The organism is Achromobacter animicus, from assembly GCF_902859585.1.
Lineage (GTDB): Bacteria > Pseudomonadota > Gammaproteobacteria > Burkholderiales > Burkholderiaceae_B > Achromobacter > Achromobacter animicus.
This window is the reverse complement of sequence record NZ_CADIJM010000005.1, coordinates 259782-277477: the sequence shown is the minus strand read 5'-3', so window position 1 is coordinate 277477 and position 17696 is coordinate 259782. Positions and strand designations below refer to the sequence as shown.

General features: G+C 65.7%; 11 protein-coding genes. 5 read left to right on the top strand and 6 right to left on the bottom strand.

Translation table 11 applies throughout. The features are described from left to right. Positions 1-14 precede the first annotated feature (14 nt). Positions 15-1244, bottom strand: a complete 1230-nt coding sequence (locus HV681_RS15440) for a YbfB/YjiJ family MFS transporter (protein WP_175123897.1) — start codon at positions 1242-1244, stop codon at positions 15-17. A gap of 65 nt (positions 1245-1309) precedes the next feature. Between HV681_RS15440 and HV681_RS15435 the strand changes: the two genes are divergently transcribed. Further along, entirely contained in the window at positions 1310-2182 is an 873-nt protein-coding gene (locus tag HV681_RS15435; RefSeq protein WP_175123896.1) for a LysR family transcriptional regulator, read from the top strand. Between the two features lie 38 nt (positions 2183-2220). Here the strand turns inward: HV681_RS15435 and HV681_RS15430 are convergent, their stop codons facing one another. The 4 genes from HV681_RS15430 to HV681_RS15415 form a co-directional block, all read right to left on the bottom strand. Continuing rightward, positions 2221-2862, bottom strand: a complete 642-nt coding sequence (locus tag HV681_RS15430) for an OmpW/AlkL family protein (RefSeq protein WP_175123895.1) — start codon at positions 2860-2862, stop codon at positions 2221-2223. A gap of 203 nt (positions 2863-3065) precedes the next feature. After that, on the bottom strand, positions 3066-4532 hold the full coding sequence (locus HV681_RS15425; protein WP_175123894.1) for a glutamate synthase subunit beta: 1467 nt from the start codon (positions 4530-4532) through the stop codon (positions 3066-3068). Between the two features lie 8 nt (positions 4533-4540). Then, positions 4541-9280 carry a glutamate synthase-related protein gene (locus HV681_RS15420; RefSeq protein ID WP_175123893.1) on the bottom strand — a complete coding sequence of 1580 codons (4740 nt, stop codon included), beginning with the start codon at positions 9278-9280 and terminating at the stop codon, positions 4541-4543. 508 nt (positions 9281-9788) lie between these two features. Further along, positions 9789-10553 carry a hypothetical protein gene (locus HV681_RS15415; RefSeq protein WP_175123892.1) on the bottom strand — a complete coding sequence of 255 codons (765 nt, stop codon included), beginning with the start codon at positions 10551-10553 and terminating at the stop codon, positions 9789-9791. A gap of 238 nt (positions 10554-10791) precedes the next feature. Between HV681_RS15415 and fghA the strand changes: the two genes are divergently transcribed. From fghA to rpoH, 3 genes are all read left to right on the top strand, one after another. Then, positions 10792-11658 (top strand): S-formylglutathione hydrolase, encoded by an 867-nt coding sequence (fghA, locus tag HV681_RS15410; protein WP_175123891.1) that lies wholly within the window; start codon positions 10792-10794, stop codon positions 11656-11658. A gap of 97 nt (positions 11659-11755) precedes the next feature. Next, entirely contained in the window at positions 11756-12445 is a 690-nt protein-coding gene (locus tag HV681_RS15405; protein WP_105236942.1) for a hypothetical protein, read from the top strand. 140 nt (positions 12446-12585) lie between these two features. Beyond that, positions 12586-13470, top strand: a complete 885-nt coding sequence (gene rpoH / locus HV681_RS15400) for an RNA polymerase sigma factor RpoH (RefSeq protein WP_175123890.1) — start codon at positions 12586-12588, stop codon at positions 13468-13470. A 358-nt stretch (positions 13471-13828) separates the two neighbouring features. Here rpoH and cpdA read toward each other — a convergent pair whose 3' ends face one another. Further along, the gene (gene cpdA, locus HV681_RS15395; protein ID WP_175123889.1) at positions 13829-14668 is read right to left on the bottom strand and encodes a 3',5'-cyclic-AMP phosphodiesterase; all 840 of its coding nucleotides are present in this window, start codon (positions 14666-14668) and stop codon (positions 13829-13831) included. Positions 14669-14865: 197 nt separating this feature from the next. Here cpdA and HV681_RS15390 point away from each other — a divergent pair, with 197 nt between their 5' ends. Continuing rightward, positions 14866-17607: a cation:proton antiporter gene (locus HV681_RS15390; RefSeq protein WP_175123888.1), complete on the top strand. Its 2742-nt coding sequence runs from the start codon at positions 14866-14868 to the stop codon at positions 17605-17607. Positions 17608-17696 lie beyond the last annotated feature (89 nt).

The following is a 17696-nucleotide window of genomic DNA, read 5'->3' as shown; positions in this document are numbered from 1 at the left end:
TCTTTACCTGCTTTCTAATTGCTGTGTGGTTGGCCCGAAGGGCCGATGGCATTATGCCCAGCGCCATTGCCGTCTGTCGTGACTTTTCCCAGCGCCCACGCCGACGCCGCCAGCAACGCCGCGCTGGCCGCCAGCACCTGCGGCAGGCCGGCGCCCCAGCGCGCCGCCCACGAGGCCAGCAACGGCCCCAGAATCTGCCCCGCCGCAAACGCCGCCGTCATGATGGCCGCCGCCCGCGGCGCCGCCGGGCCGGACAGGCGGCGCGCGGTCAGCATGCCCGCCTGCGTGATCACCATGAACGTGCCGCCGACCAGCAGCGCTGCCAGGATCACGGCGGCGATGTGGTGCCACAGCGCCACGGTCAGCATGCCGGCCGCCATCAGCGCCTGCGCGCCGCGCCACACCTGCCGGTCGTCTCGGCCGCGCGCCAGCCGCGGGACCAGCAGGCACGACAGCGCCGCCGCCATGCCAAAAAGCGGCCAGGCCCAGCCGAAGATCGCCGGGTCGGGAAAGATCTCTTTGGCCATGGCCGGCAGAAAGGTGGCGGGAATGATGTAGCCGACCCCGAAGACACCGTAGTGCAGCGACAGCGCGGCGATGCCGCGCGGCAGGCGGGTTTGCGGCGCGTCAGCAGCCGTCCGTCGCACGGGAGGCGATTGCCGGCTGAGTCCGGGCCACGCCGCCACGGACAACGCCAGCGCCAGGCCGCCCAGCGCGGTCCAGGTCACGCCGGCGCTCGCGTGCGAGGCCATCAAGGCCAGACAGGCCAATCCCGTCAGCGCAATGCCCGCGCCCACGCCTGCATACGTCACCGCCGAAGCCGCGGCCTCGCGCGGGTCGCCGGCGGGCACCGGCCGCCATGCGACGACGCAGATGAAGGCACTGGCGCTGGCATAGCCGGCCGCCAGCCGCAGCACCGACCAGCCCGCCACGCTGTTGAGCATTGGCATGGCCAGCGTCAGCGCGGCCACGGCGGCCAGGCTGGCCGCCAGCGTGACGCGCAGCCGTCGCACCGGCCAGACGATCGCCGCCAGTGCGCCCAACAGATAGCCCGCGTAGTTGGCCGACGCCATCCAGCCGCCCTGCGTCAGCGACAGGCCGGACTCCTGCGCCATGAGCGGCCATACCGGCGTGAAGGCGAAGCGGCCGATGCCCATGGCCGCCGCCAGCGCAAGCGCCGCGGGCCAGGCCAGGCTTGTAGCGCTGGCCGAGGGGCGGGGGGAAGGGTAAGCAGGCGTTGACATGGAGCCTACTCTACGGCTGTACTTATATCTTGAATAGTGAATTATTAAGAACGTGAGTTCCCAAAATGAGAAACTTGGATCTCGACGCGCTGCAAATCTTCAAGACCGTCGCGGATCAGGGTGGCGTGGCGCGCGCCGCCGCGCATCTGAACCGCGTGCAGTCCAATGTGTCGACGCGCCTGAAGCAGTTGGAATCCTCGCTGGGAACGCCGCTCTTTCGGCGGCAGAACCGCCGGCTGGTGCTGTCGGATCAGGGCCGCGTGCTGCTGTCATACGCCGACCGCCTGCTGCGCCTGTCCGATGAGGCGCAGGCGGCCGTCCGGGAAGGCGCCCTGCAGGGCGTGCTGCGCATCGGCACCATGGAAAGCACGGCCGCCGCCCGCCTGCCCCCCATCCTGGCGGCCTATCACGCGGCCTGGCCGCAGGTGCGGATCGAGCTGGTCACCGGCACCTCGGGCGCATTGGCCGCGAAGGTGCGCAATTACGAGATCGAGGCTGCCTTCGTGGCGCAACCCTTCCCCGCAGAGGGACTGGCGGCGATGGATGCATTCAGGGAGGAATTGGCGCTGATCTCGCCGTTGGCGTGGGATCCGATCGGCAGTCCGAAAGACCTGGGCAACCGCAGCGTCATCGCCTTTGCGGCGGGCTGCTCATACCGGCGCATCCTGGAGTCGTGGTTGAACCAGGAGGGCATTGCGCCCGGCAAGGTGATGGAGTTTGCGTCGTATCACGCCATCGTGGCGTGTGTGGCAGCGGGAACCGGGGTGGCGATCGTGCCGCAGTCCGTGCTGGCGGTGCTGGGGGCGGAGCATTCGGTGCGCGTGGGCGCGTTGTCCGGGTCCCATGGGCAGGCGCTTACTCAGCTGATCTGGCGCGCCGACGACGACACGCCGGCATTGCAGGCGCTGCGCAGCCGGCTTGCGCCGCCGCAGGATTGATAGATGCGCGCGGGGCCGCGCGCATCTCAGGCCAGCGATCAGAAGCGGTAACCAACGCCCACCGTGGCCACCCACGGATCGATGCGCGCGGTGCCGACACGTTCGCCGTCCAGCGTCACCTTCGACTTGATGTCGATGTAGCGGATGTCGGCGTTCATGAACCAGCGATCATTGATCTTGATGTCCGCGCCCAGTTGCGCGGCCACGCCCCAGGAATCGCCCAGCTTCAGGTTCGAGCCCTTGAGCGCGCCCTCGGCCTTGGTGTCGAAGAAGTGGGTGTAGTTGATGCCGACGCCGATGTACGGCTGGATCATGCTGTCGGGCAGGATGTGCCATTGCAGGCTGAGCGTGGGGGGCAGTTGCTTGGAGGAGCCGATCTTGCCCAGGCCGCCGCTGCCGCTGACGTCATGCTGGAAGGGCCAGGCGCCCAGCAGTTCGATACCGATGTTGCGGGTGGCCATGTAGGCCAGGGTGAAGCTGGGGCGCACATTGTTGTTCACGTCCAGCTTGACGCTGCCGTCGAGCACGGTGCCATTGTTTTGCGAGGGGCGGACTTGCGTGACGCCGACGCGGAACAGCACGTCGCCCGCTTCGTGGGCGTGGGCGGGAGCGGCAAAGGCGCCGGCAGCGATCAAACCGGCAATGGCGGTGGCGCGGATACGCCCGTTCAGCGAAAACATTTTCTTCTCCGATCTTTCCGTGTGGGGTGAGACGACAGGTTCTCAGACCGCCCCGTCCCCGTTCTTGACATGTGTCAATTCGTGAAAAGACCGTTTTCAGAAAGTGGTTATGTCGCAACAACTGCGGTTAACCGCAACGCAAGAGCAAAAAAAACGCCGCCGGTGCGCGAGGCAACCGGCGGCGTTGATATGTCGCAATACGATCAACGCGGCAATTCACTGCTTCCCATCAGGTAGGCGTCGACCGAGCGCGCACACTGGCGGCCTTCGCGGATGGCCCACACGACCAGCGACTGGCCGCGGCGCATGTCGCCGGCGGTGAAGACCTTTTCCACATTGGTGCGGTAGTCGTCGGTGTTGGCGCGCACATTGCCGCGGCCATCGCGGTCCACGCCGAACGCGTCCAGCACGTTCTGCACCGGCGACACGAAGCCCATGGCCAGCAGCACCAGATCCGCCTTGATCTCGAACTCCGAGCCTTCGACTTCGCGCATCTTCATCTGGCCGGTGGCGTCGTCCTTGAACCATTCGACGCGCGCGCCGACCAGCTTCTCGACCTTGCCGTTGGCGCCCTTGAGCAGCTTGGTGGTCACCGACCAGTCGCGCTCGCAGCCTTCCTCGTGCGAGGACGACGTGCGCATCTTCAGCGGCCAGTACGGCCACGTCATGGTCTTGTTTTCGGACTCGGGCGGCTGGGGCATCAGTTCGAACTGCGTGACCGATGCGGCGCCGTGGCGGTTGCTGGTGCCGACGCAGTCGGAACCCGTATCGCCGCCGCCGATCACCACCACGTGCTTGCCCTTGGCCAGCGTCTGGTTGGTGAGGCGGTCGCCCGCCACGGCCTTGTTCTGCTGGCGCAGGAAGTCCATGGCGAAGTACACGCCGTCGAGCTCGCGGCCCGGCACCGGCAGGTCGCGCGGCGTTTCCGAGCCACCGCTCATCACGACGGCGTCGAATTCGGCCATCAGCGATTTCGGGGTGCGCACCGTCAGGCCATCGGCAACGGGATCCTTCGGATCGCCGACGTAGGTCGACGGCGCGAATTCCACGCCCTCGGCTTCCATCTGCGAGATGCGGCGGTCGATCTGGTGCTTTTCGAGCTTGAAGTCGGGGATGCCGTAGCGCAGCAGGCCGCCGATGCGGTCGCTCTTCTCGAACAACGTCACGGAGTGGCCCGCGCGCGCCAGTTGCTGCGCGCATGCCATGCCGGCCGGGCCCGAGCCCACGACAGCGACCTTCTTGCCCGTCTTGCGCGCCGGCACTTGCGGCGCGACCCAGCCTTCGGCCCAACCCTTGTCGATGATCGCGTGCTCGATGGACTTGATGCCCACGGCGTCGCTGTTGATGTTCAAGGTACAGGCGGCTTCGCAGGGCGCCGGGCAGATGCGGCCCGTGAACTCCGGGAAGTTGTTGGTGGAGTGCAGGACGTCCAGCGCGCGGCGCCAGTCCTGCTTGTACACCAGGTCATTCCAGTCCGGGATGATGTTGTTGACCGGGCAGCCGTTGTTGCAGAACGGGATGCCGCAGTCCATGCAGCGCGCCGCCTGCTGCTTGGCCTGATCGTCGGTCAGGTGCAGCACGAATTCGCGCCAGTTCTTCAGCCGCTTCTGCGGGGCCTCGGAGGCCTCCTGCAGACGCTGAAATTCCATAAATCCAGTGATCTTTCCCATGGTATCCCTCACGCAGCCAGTTGTTGCGGGTTGGCTGCACGCCACATTTCACCCAATGCGCGGCGGTAGTCCGTCGGCATGATCTTCACGAATTTGCCGCGCGAGGCTTCCCAGTCGCCCAGGATTTCGCGGGCACGGTAGCTGCCGGTGTAGCGGAAGTGATCTTCCACCAGGCGGCGCAGGATGGACTCGTCCGTCTCGCGTTCGCCACCGCGCTGCGCGCTGTGCCAGATGTCGATGTTGTTCAGCGACTGCTGCTCGGCGTGCGGCACGACCGATTCCAGTTCCACCATCGACAGGTTCACACGGTGCTTGAGCGTGCGGTCCGGATCCCAGACGTACGCCACGCCGCCGGACATGCCCGCCGCGAAGTTGCGGCCGGTGGAACCCAGCACGACGACGGTGCCGCCGGTCATGTATTCGCAGCCGTGATCGCCGGTGCCTTCCACGACGGTTGCTGCGCCCGAGTTGCGCACCGCGAAACGCTCGCCCGCCACGCCGTTGAAGAACGCCTCGCCTGCCAGCGCGCCGTACAGCACGGTGTTGCCGGCAATGATGTGGTCGGGGCCGAAGCCGCGGAAGTCGTTGGGCGAGCGCACGATGATGCGGCCGCCGGACAGACCCTTGCCCACGTAGTCGTTGCCTTCGCCCACCAGGTCCATCGTGATGCCGTGCGCCAGGAACGCGCCGAAGCTCTGGCCGGCGGTGCCGTTGCACTGGATGTGGATGGTGTCGTCGGGCAGGCCGTCATGGCCGTAGCGCGAGGCCACGGCGCCGGACAGCATCGCGCCGATCGTGCGGTTGCGGTTACGCACCGGCACGATGAACGACACCTTCTCGCCACGCTCCAGCGCGGGCTTGCTGCGCTCGATCAGCAGGTGATCCAGCGCACCGGCCAGACCGTGATCCTGCTCTTCGGTCTGGTGCACTTCGGCGTCGGACACCGTCTGGTGGAACACGCGGGTGAAGTCCAGCCCTTGTGCCTTCCAGTGCTCAACGCCCGAACGCATGTCCAGCAGATCGGCGCGGCCGATCAGGTCGTCGAACTTGCGGATGCCCAGTTGGGCCATGATTTCGCGGACTTCTTCGGCGATGAAGAAGAAGAAGTTCACGACGTGCTCGGGCTTGCCCTGGAACTTCTTGCGCAGCGCGGGATCCTGCGTGGCCACGCCCACCGGGCAGGTGTTCAGGTGGCACTTGCGCATCATGATGCAGCCTTCGACGACCAGCGGCGCGGTCGCGAAGCCGAATTCGTCGGCGCCCAGCAGCGCGCCGATGACGACGTCGCGGCCGGTCTTCATCTGGCCGTCGGCCTGCACGCGGATGCGGCTGCGCAGGCGGTTCAGCACCAGCGTCTGCTGCGTTTCGGCCAGGCCCAGTTCCCAGGGCGTGCCCACGTGCTTGATGGACGACACCGGCGACGCGCCTGTGCCGCCATCATGGCCGGCGATCACGACGTGGTCGGCCTTGGCCTTGGCCACGCCCGCGGCCACCGTGCCCACGCCGACTTCGGACACCAGCTTGACCGAGATCGAGGACTTGGAATTGACGTTCTTCAGGTCGTGGATCAGCTGCGCCAGATCTTCGATCGAGTAGATGTCATGGTGCGGCGGGGGCGAGATGAGGCCCACGCCGGGCACCGAGTAGCGCAGCTTGGCGATGTATTCCGACACCTTGTGGCCGGGCAGCTGGCCGCCTTCGCCGGGCTTGGCGCCCTGCGCCATCTTGATCTGGATCTGATCGGCGGACGACAGGTACTCGGCGGTCACGCCGAAACGGCCCGACGCCACCTGCTTGATCTTCGAACGCAGCGAGTCGCCCCGCTTGAGTTCGACGTCGGCTTCGATGCGGTCCGTGCCCAGCACCGAGGCCAGCGTGTCGCCGTCCTTGATGGTGCTCTTGCCTTCGCGCATTTCGGCGCGGTAGCGCAGTTCGTCCTCGCCGCCTTCGCCGGTATTGGACTTGCCGCCGATGCGGTTCATGGCAACGGCCAGCACCGAGTGGGCTTCGGTCGAGATCGAGCCCAGCGACATGGCGCCGGTGGCAAAACGCTTGACGATTTCCTTGGCCGGCTCGACGTCGTCCAGCGGGATGGCGCGCGACGGGTCGAAGCGGAACTCGAACAGGCCGCGCAGCGTCATGTGGCGACGGCTCTGGTCGTTGATGATCTGCGCGTACTCCTTGTACGTGCGGTAGTTGTTGGCGCGCGACGCGTGCTGCAGCTTGGCGATCGAATCCGGCGTCCACATGTGCTCTTCGCCGCGGACGCGGTAGGCGTATTCGCCGCCGGCGTCCAGGTCGTTGGCAAGCACGGGGTCGGTGCTGAAGGCGGCGCGGTGCTGGCGCAGCGCTTCTTCGGCGACCTGGAAGATGCCGATGCCTTCGATGTTGGAAGCAGTGCCGGTGAAGTACTTGTTCACCAGGGCGCTCTGCAGGCCGACGGCTTCGAAAATCTGCGCGCCGGTGTAGGACATGTACGTGGAAATGCCCATCTTGGACATGACCTTGTTCAGGCCCTTGCCCAGCGCCTTGATGTAGTTCTTCACGGCCTTTTCGGGGTCATTCATCTTGCCCAGCGATTCGAGCGCCAGGTAGGGGTGAATGGCTTCGGCGCCGTAGCCGCCCAGGAGCGCGAAGTGATGCACTTCGCGGGCCGAACCGGTTTCGACGACGAGACCCGTGTTGGTGCGCAGGCCGGCGCGGATCAGGTGCTGGTGCACGGCCGACGTGGCCAGCAGCGCGGGGATGGCCACGCGCTCGCTGTCGACCAGGCGGTCCGACACGATCAGGATGTTGTAGCCGCTGCGCACCGCGTCGACGGCGCGCGCGCACAAGGCCGCCACGCGGGCTTCGATGCCCTCGGGACCCCAGGCGGCGGGGTACGTGATGTCCAGTTCGAAGCTGCGGAATTTCTTGCCCGTGACCTGGTCGATGTCGCGGATCTGCGCCATGGCGGCGAAGTCCAGCACCGGCTGGGACACTTCCAGACGCAGCGGCGGGTTGACGTTGTTGATGTCCAGCAGGTTCGGCTTGGGACCGATGAAGGACACCAGCGACATCACGAGCTGTTCGCGGATCGGGTCGATCGGCGGGTTCGTGACCTGAGCGAACAGCTGGCGGAAATAGTTGTAGAACGGCTTGGCGCGGTCCGACAGCACGGCCAGCGGGGCATCATTGCCCATCGAGCCGATGACTTCCTCGCCGCTCGACGCCATGGGCTCCAGGATGAACTTGTAGTCTTCCTGGGTCCAGCCGAATGCCTGTTGGCGGTCCAGCAGCGACACGGCCGATTGCGTGGCCACGGCGACCTGACGCGGCGCGGGCAGCGATTCCAGCTTGATCTGCAGGCGCTCGATCCACTGGCGGTACGGACGGCTGTTGGCCAACTGCAGCTTGATCTCGGCGTCGTCGATGATGCGGCCTTGTTCCAGGTCGATCAGGAACATCTTGCCCGGCTGCAGGCGCCACTTCTTGACGATGCGGTTTTCGGGGATCGACAGCGTGCCGGCTTCAGACGCCAGGATGACCATGTCGTCATCGGTGACCAGGTAACGGGCAGGACGCAGGCCGTTGCGGTCCAGCGTGGCGCCGATCTGGCGGCCATCGGTGAACGCGACTGCGGCGGGGCCGTCCCACGGCTCCATCATGGCGGCGTGGTACTCGTAGAAAGCACGGCGGCTTTCGTCCATCTGCGTGTGCTGTTCCCAGGCTTCCGGGATCATCATCATCATGGCGTGGGCCAGCGAGTAGCCCGAATTCACCAGCAGTTCCAGGCAGTTGTCGAACGTCGCGGTGTCCGACTGGCCTTCGTAGACGATGGGGTACAGCTTTTTCAGATCGTCGCCCAGCACGGCCGACTGCATCATGCCTTCGCGGGCGCGCAGCCAGTTGAAGTTGCCCTTGACCGTATTGATTTCGCCGTTGTGGGCAATCATGCGGTACGGGTGGGCCAGCGGCCAGGCGGGGAACGTGTTGGTCGAGAAACGCTGGTGGACCAGCGCCAGCGCGGACACCGTGCGGGTGTCGGCCAGGTCGCGGTAGTAGCGGCCGACCTGATCGGCCAGCAGCAGGCCCTTGTAGACCACGGTACGCACCGAGGCCGAGGGCACGAAGTATTCCTTGCCGTGCGCCAGATGCATGTTCTGGATGGCGTGGCTGGCGGTCTTGCGGATGACGTAGAGCTTGCGTTCCAGCGCGTCCGGCACCATCACGTCGGCGCCGCGGCCGATGAACAGCTGGCGGATCACGGGTTCGCAGTCGCGGACGGTGGGCGACATGGGCATGTCGACGTCCACCGGCACGTCGCGCCAGCCCAGCACGACCTGACCCTCGGCGCGCACGGAGCGCTCCAGTTCCTGTTCGCAGGCCAGGCGCGACGCCGTTTCCTTGGGCAGGAACACCATGGCCACGCCGTACTCGCCGGGCGGGGGCAGGATGATGCCTTGCTGGCTGAGTTCGTCGCGGTACAGCGTGTCGGGGATCTGGATCAGGATGCCTGCGCCGTCGCCCATGAGCTTGTCTGCGCCAACCGCGCCGCGGTGGTCCAGGTTCTCAAGAATCTTCAGACCCTGCTGGATGATCGCGTGGCTTTTCTTGCCCTTGATGTGGGCAACGAAGCCGACGCCGCAGGCATCATGTTCGTTCTTGGGGTTGTACAGGCCCTGGGCCGAAGGCAGGCCGATGCGGGTTGCATCGATGGCAACTGCCTTGGAGGTGGGACAGGATTCGGTCGGGGTAATTTGGGGCATGGCGCGCTCCGCAGTGGGCCTGCGTCTAATGTTGCAGTGCAGGAGTCGGACAATACCCCCGACGCAAGTAGGGTGCAACAGGAACAAACGGGGTATGACCCTAATTAAATAGATGCGCCGTCATAGTGCATGAATATAGGGACATAACAACGGCCGCGCCGTTATTGGCTGTCTCCGGAGCAGGTCTTTTGCCGCAGTCACTCGGGCGTCCAAAGCGGTGCAAAATCACGCTATACGTCCCTATTTAAAAGGATGTTTTTTTCTGTGCGCGATCAACGTCAGGTGTGGCGGAATTGCACCTTGTCGTCGTGCAGGTCCCGCGATGATGTGAGTCAAGCGCACGCGCGGATCGCGCGCTTTTGCGGCGCAGATGTCGCCAAGCGCACGTGCAGACCCCGTTCTTGCGGCGCCGACTCCGCGGGTTGCCCGAATGCCTTCGGGCGGCAGCGCGGTACCGCAATGTCCGGACGCAGACAAACAAAACCCGCCGTGATGGCGGGTCAGGGGGTCAGGAGTTGTTGACCGGTGGGGTGGTGGTCGGTGGCGTCGGCGGGCTGGACTCATTGTCCGCGGGCGCCGCGGCCGGCTTCTTGCGGGGCCGGCCACGCTGGCCGGGCGCCACACGCCGGCTGGCCGTATGAGCCAGGCTGGCAATGAAGCTGGGACCGCCCAGCGCCCACTGGCCAGAGACCGCTTGGTCGATGCGTTGGGTTTCCTCGCGCGACAGCCCATCTTGAAGCCGCTTGCGGTAATTGGCCTGCCGGTCGAACGGCGTGTTGCCGCAAGCCCAGTAGTCGGCGTGATCGGACTGCCATTGGGCCGGCGCGGCGCTGGTGTTGCCGGTATGGCTGGACGCGGACGACCAGGGCCACGAATCGGGGTCCTGCGAAGCCCCGCTGCGAACCGGATACGTTTCCAGCCAGACCAGCGAGGGCAGCACCCACGCGCCGGGTTCCAGCAGCGCCGACCGGTATCGGCCGGCGAACACCCGCCCACCGCGCAGCCGCGCCGCAAGATTGCGGCCCAGCGTCTGCATCAGCCGCGGCAGGCCTTCTTCGTCTGCGGGCGTGGCAAGCAGCAGGATGCGGTCGTTGGCGAGGAGCCAGCCATGCACCGATACGCGGTGCCGCTGGGCCGACTCGCCCAGCCACGTGGCGAGCTGATTCAGGATGTCGGCGGGCGCGGGTTGCGATGGCGCCGCCAACGGCTGAATAAAGTTGGCCTGCACCAGTTGGGGCAGCCCAGGGGCATACAGACGGGGCAGACGGGCCATAGTGTCAGGGCTTGCGTATCAGGAAGAACGGGTTGTCTTCACACACGGTATATAAATAGTGCCACGGTGGGCGCTGGTCAAGTGCCGTGATCACAATCTGAGCGCGGAATCGTATTTTTTTGTGGCGAGCGCTCATTGAGGGGCAGGTTAACATTCGGCGACGGAACGTCGCACCGTGGATTCCCCTAACCCGCCGACGTTTTATCCACCTCGATTTTTTCTTTTCCGGAGCAAGCCCATGGCCGCGTCCCTCGAACTCATCTCGCAGCATCGGTGCTTCGGCGGCACGCAGCGCTACTACCGCCACGACTCGACCGAGATCGGCCTGCCCATGCGGTTTTCCGTGTACGTGCCGCCGCAGGCCGAGCACGGCCCGGTGCCGGTGCTCTTCTACCTGGCGGGCCTGACCTGCACCGAAGAAACGTTCATGATCAAGGCCGGCGCGCAGCGGCTGGCTGCGGAACTGGGCGTGATGCTGGTGGCGCCCGACACCAGCCCCCGCGGCGCGGGCGTGCCCGGCGAGGACGAAAGCTGGGACCTGGGCACCGGCGCCGGCTTCTATGTCGACGCCACCACGGCTGCATGGCGCGATCACTACCGCATGTACAGCTACGTCACGCAAGAACTGCATGGCATCGTCACCGGCGGCGCACTGCCGGGCGACGCGTCGCGCACCGGCATCTTCGGACACTCCATGGGCGGCCACGGCGCGCTGGTGCTGGCGCTGCGCAATCCCGGCAAGTTCCGTTCGGTGTCAGCGTTTGCACCGATCGCGGCGCCCAGCCAATGCCCGTGGGGCAAAAAGGCGTTGGGCGCCTACCTGGGCGCGCAAACCGAAGACTGGGCGGCCTACGACGCGTCCGCCCTGATGCGCGGCCTACAGCAGCCCTTCCCCGGCGGCATCCTCATCGACCAGGGCGAAGCCGACCAGTTTCTGGCCGAACAGTTGTATCCCGAGGTATTCGAGGCGGCCTGCGCCGCCGCCGGACAGCCGCTCACCCTGCGCCGCCAGGCCGGCTACGACCACGGCTATTACTTCATCTCGACATTCATCGAGGATCACATCCGGTTTCACGTCGAACGGCTTGGAAAACCGGGCGCCTGAAGACGCGCTTCTATACTGGGGAGCCTGCCGCGGCGGGTGGCGGCTTCCTGCGCCCGCCGCGCTGTACGACGCGGCGGCTTGAATAGGAACGCCTGATTTGATCAACGGAATTGCTCCCTTCGCCTGGATCCTGCTGGGCGCCGTCATCGTCCTGTTGCCCGGCATCGTCATGCTGCTGGGCAGGGGTGGTCCCCGCGACGAACGCGGACGCCGCATGTTCCAGTTCCGGCCGGTGCGCCGCGCATGCGGCCTGCTGCTGGTGTGCCTGGGATGCGTATCGGGCCTGCTCGCGCTGTCGCTGGTGCAGTTCGTTCGGCTGACTACCGACCAGCCGGTCGCCCGCATCGACATCCGCCAACAGGCCGAGGGTCAGTTCCAGGTTAATGCCAATGCCCCGGGCATCGGCGACAAGCAATATGTACTCTACGGCGACCAGTGGCAGATCGACGCCCGGGTCGTGCGCTGGAAACTGCCGGCGCTCATGGCCGGCGTGCCGCCCCTGTATCGGCTGGAGCGCCTGTCGGGCCGCTACAGCGATGCCGCCCGCGAAGCGACGGCCACGCGCTCGGTGCATCCCCTGGACGACTGGCCCGCGCCGGACCTCGGATCCCTGAAGAAAAGTTTTCCGAACTGGTTCCCCTTTGTCGATGTCCAATTTGGCAGCGGCGCCTACATGCCCCTGTTCGACGGGGCCCGTTACCAGGTCTTCATGGACCCGCGCGGCGCGCTATTCATCCGTCCGGACGGCGAAGCCACCGCCGAAGGGCTGAAGCGCCTCGGGTGGTGAACCGCCCCGGCTCCCGAATAAACGGGGACGCGTCGCGGAAATGAAACTTTGACGCGTCGCAACAGTCGAATTAGCACTCCTATTACTTGAGTGCTAACATCGAATTCATGTCGTTTTCTCGCCATCCGGAGACCCCCGCTATGAAGCAACCCAGTACCTCGTTGACCGCCTCCGGCAACGCTCTGGCGTTGGCCATCGCCAATCCGGGCGCTCTCGGTACGATCGACGCTTATATTTCCGCGGTCAACCGCCTGCCGGTGTTGTCCGCGGATCGCGAAACGGAACTCGGCCGCCGCCTGCGCGACCAGGAAGATCTGGGCGCCGCCCGCGAGCTGATTCTTTCGCACCTGCGTCTTGTGGTGTCCGTGGCCCGACAGTATCTGGGTTACGGCCTGCCCCACGCCGACCTCATCCAGGAAGGCAACGTCGGCCTCATGAAGGCCGTCAAGCGTTTCGACCCCGAGCGCGGCGTGCGCCTGGTGTCGTTCGCGGTTCACTGGATCAAGGCCGAAATCCACGAATACATCATCCGCAACTGGCGGCTGGTCAAGGTGGCCACGACCAAGGCGCAGCGCAAACTGTTCTTCAATCTGCGCAGCATGCGTCCCGACGGCCAGACCCTGGATCCCGAACAGGTCGACCACATCGCTCGCGAGCTGAACGTGCGCAACGAAGACGTGAGCGAAATGGAAGTCCGCATGTCCGGCCGCGACATGTCGCTGGAAAACCAGGACGACGACGACGACACCTATGCGCCGATCGCCTACCTGTCCGACGAAGGCCGCCAGGAACCCACGCGCGTGCTCGAGCGCGCTGCGCGCGATCACCTGCAAAGCGCCGGCCTGACCACCGCGCTTGAAGCGCTGGATCCGCGCTCGCGCCGCATCGTCGAAGCCCGCTGGCTGCAGGACGACGGCGGCGCCACCCTGCACGAGCTTGCGCAAGAGTTCGGCGTGTCGGCCGAACGCATTCGCCAGATCGAAGCGGCGGCGCTCAAGAAGATGCGCGGCAACCTCGCCTCGTGATTGCTGCCCCGCGCATGACAAAGGCCGCTCATTGCGGCCTTTTTCTTTGGCGCCTGACATTGCGCGCCGCTTTCAACAGCCGGCCGATGACAACGGGACGGCCAATAAATTGATACAAATTCGGGGGCAAATTTTCTGCGTTCGCAGAAACTTAATGAGGAAGGCGCCGCCTAACTTCATGTAGACCGCAAACTTCGGTTAGCAGTCTTGTCATCCGTCTCGGCTTCTCCTCTTTCCCCTCCCCTATGAGACGGATGCTTGCGGGGCACCTAGCATATCGGTGCCCCGTTTTTTATGCGCGCTCGGAACGCAGCGCCCATAAAAAACGGCGCCTGTTTCGACGCCGTCCTCGGACAGATCAAGCCGCGCGCGCGCTGTCTGGCGGTTGCAGCGCGGTGTGCCACAGGGCGTCCTGCACGCGACGCACGCCGGTCGCCATCGATCCATCCTGATAAAGCTTGATCCACCGGTAGCCCGGCGCCATGTTGTCGACGATGTGCTTGCCGTCGCGGATGCTGAACTGAAAGCATGTGGACGGCGTGGCCAGCATGCGCAGGTTGTGGCGGCGGCGGTCGAACTCGTGGTGCACATGGCCCCACAGCAGCACGCGCACCTGCGGAAACCGCGCCAGCAGCTTGAAGAGCGCCTGCGGGTTGTCGATCATCATCGAGTCATGCCAGTGGCTGTCGATCTGCATCGGGTTGTGGTGCATCGCCACCAGCGTGTGGCGGTTGGGCGCCTGGGCCAGCGCCGCTTCCAGCATGTCGAGTTCGCTATTGCACAGATGGCCGGCGTTCGAGCCGGGCACCGTCGTGTCCAGCGTGACGACGCGCCATGCGCCCACGTCAGTCACCGGCATCGACCAGTCGGACAATTCCTGGCGCAGGACGGACGGTTGATCGTGATTGCCCGGCAGGCAACGGATCGTTGCACGATCCAGCGCGGCCGATTCGGACAGGATGCGCGCAAAGCGCTGGTAGCCCGCGGCCTCGCCATCCTGCGACAGGTCGCCGGTGGCGAGCAGCAGGTCGGGATGTTTGCCATCGGCCTCGATCTGGCGCAGCACGGCGCGCAGGCTCGCGTCGGTATTGACGCCCAGCATCGACGTTTCGGGCTCGCCGAACAGATGGCTATCGGTCAACTGGACGAGCATCGCGGGCGCGTCGTGGCGCCGGGTCAAGGTGTGGATGCGTGCCACGTGCCGCTCCTGCAAAAGTTCGCGTGATGCCACATTACCCAAAAAACATGGCGCGGCACGTTTCGCAAGCGTCCATTGGGGTAACGAAACGTGCATTCTCCACGATTCCCGTCACGTCCCGGCCGCGAGTGCCGGAAAAAAGCCGCTATTCTTGTGGAACTTTCCACACGCACTACGATCGGGACGCGGCGCTACCCATGGATGTTGGTTTTCTTGTATTTGGTCTTGCGGGCCTGCTCACGCTGGTCTGCTTCATGCCGCCCCTGGCCGGCCGCGTCAAGCTGCCCTATTCGGTGCTGCTCGCCATCGTTGGCTGTCTGCTCGGGATCGTGATTCACGTGCACGGCTGGGCGCCGGCCTGGATCGGCGACTTTCTCGATTCGCTGGAGCGCTTCGAGATCTCGTCAGAGACCTTCCTGATGGTGTTCCTGCCGGTGCTGCTCTTTGAGACGGCGCTGTCAATGAACGTGCGGCGTCTGATGGACGACATCGGTCCGATCCTGATGATGGCCATCGTGGCGGTGGTTGTCTGCACGGTTGTGGTCGGCGTGACGCTGGACGCCATCTCGCCTTATGGATTGGTGGTGTGCCTGCTGCTCGGCGCCATCGTGGCCACGACCGACCCGGTGGCGGTGGTCGGCATCTTTCGCGAAGTGGGCGCGCCCAAGCGACTGACTACGCTGGTCGAGGGCGAGAGCCTGTTCAACGATGCGGCGTCCATCGCGCTGTATTCCGTGCTGCTGGCGGTGCTGAGCGGCAAGGGCGAATTGTCCGTCAGCGGCATCTTCAACGACTTCATCGTGCACTTCATCGGCGGCGGCGTGGCCGGCTTTGCGATGGGGCGTCTGGCCTGCTTCCTGTTTGCCTGGCTGCGCGGCTTTCCTACCGCCGAGATCACGCTGACCCTGACGCTGGCCTACCTGTCCTTCTTCATCTCCGAGCATTACCTGAACGTCTCGGGTGTGGTGGCCACGGTGATCGCGGGCCTGGTGGTGGGTTCCACCGGCCGCACGCGCATGTCGCCGACCACCTTCGAGCATCTGTCCAGCGCGTGGGAGCAGTTTGGCTTCTGGGCCAACTCCCTCATCTTCCTGTTTGCGGCCATGCTGATCCCCAAGCTGATGGCCGCGGCCGATTGGCAGGAACTGGTGCTGGTGGGCGTGGTGTTCGTGGTGACGCTGGTGGCGCGGGCGATTGTGGTGTTCGGGCTGCTGCCGCTTTTGGGTCTGACGCGGCTGGGCACCAAGGTCAGCAATCCGTACAAGGTGGTGATGCTGTGGGGCGGCCTGCGCGGCGCCGTGTCGCTGGCGCTGGCGCTGGCGGTGACCGAACAGACCGGCGTGCCCGAAGAGGCGCGCCAGTTCATTGCCGTGGCGACCACGGGCTTCGTGCTGATGACCTTGTTCGTCAACGGCATCAGCCTGCGGCCGCTGATCCGGATGCTGGGGCTGAACCAGTTGTCGCCCGTCGAGCGCACCATCCGCAACCAGGTGCTGGCCGTGGCGCTGGAAGACCTGCAGGGCAAGACCGAGGAAGTGGCCAAGGCCGAGCATATCGGGAACGAAGTGCGTGACCGCATCCGTGCGGTGTTCGACGCCAGCCTGGCCAGCGTGCACGACGGCCGGGTCAGCCAGATGACCGACGAGCAGCGCGTGGCCGTGGGCTTGGCGATCGTGGCGCAGCGCGAAGAGGAAATGTTCTTCGACATCCTGAAAGCGCAGATCGTGGACTGGCGCATGGCGGAAACGCTGCTGGCGCGGGCCGAGCGGCTGGAAGACGCCATCCGGCTGGGCGGCGTGGAGGGCTTCGAGCGCGCCATTGCTGCCGACGTCCGCTATTCGACGGGCTTCCGGCTGGCGCTTCGGCTGCACTACGTATTTGGATTCCAGGGCTGGCTGGCGCGGGAACTGGGCCAGCGTTTTGCCAACCTGATGAGCAAGCGGTCGGTCGCGCAGCGCCTGATCGGCTTTGCCCGCGAACAGATCACGCCGCTGCTGGGCGAAGAGGCCACGCAGCGCATCGTGTCGCTGCATCAGCGCCGCCTGGACCTGATCGAGAACGCGATGCAGGCGCTGAACCTGCAATATCCGTCGTACGCCCAATGGCTGCAGGAAAGTTACTTGGGCCGCGTGGCGCGCGAGCTTGAACGCATCCGCTACCGCGACATGCTTGAGCAGTTCCTGATCAGCGGAGAGGTCTATGCCGACCTGACCGAGCAACTGAAAAGCCGCTGGGCGCACATCGACAAGCATCCGCCGCTGGACATCGAAATGAGTGCGGCCGAACTTATCAAGCGCGTGCCGCTTTTTGAAGGCCTGTCGCCCGACTCCCTGCGCGCCATCAGCAAGCTGCTCAAGCCGCGCCTTGCCCTGCCCGACCAGCGGGTGTTGACCAAGGGGCGGCACGGCGAAGAGATGTGCTTTGTGGCGTCGGGCGCGGTGGCGGTCCATCTGCCCGACAACACCATGATCGAGCTGGGCAGCGGCGAATTCTTTGGCGAACTGGGTCTTTTGGGCGAAGAGCAACTGACGCCGGACGTGACATCGCTGGGGTACAGCAAGCTGCTGATGCTGTCCTCGCGCGATTTCCATGCGCTGCTGGCCCGCGACGAAAACCTGCGCGATCGCATTCAGGTCGTGGCCAAGCAGCGTCTGCGGGCGATTGAAGTCTGGAAGCAGTTTTCGCAGGCTTCCGCGGCGGCGGCGGCCACGCCCGCGCCGGTGGCGGGGCCTAGCTCCGCGCAGGCGGCCGAAGCGGCGGAAGCGGCCGGCGCAGGCGGTCCGCCGGAAGGCGAGGACCTGCGGGCGGCGCGTGAACTGCGCGGCGAGCCGGCTGACGGCGGAGAGGTGCCGGGCGCCGATGCGTTGGGCGCCGGTGCGCCGGGCGCCGCTGCGCCGAGCGACCCCGTGCTGGGAACGCCGGAACCTGCGTCCCGCTAGCCGCACTCTGCCGGGCGCGCCACCGCGCGCGTGCCGGCAGTTTCATTTGAGGGTGACTGGGCCCACCCCGTGGGCGTGGCCCGATCCAG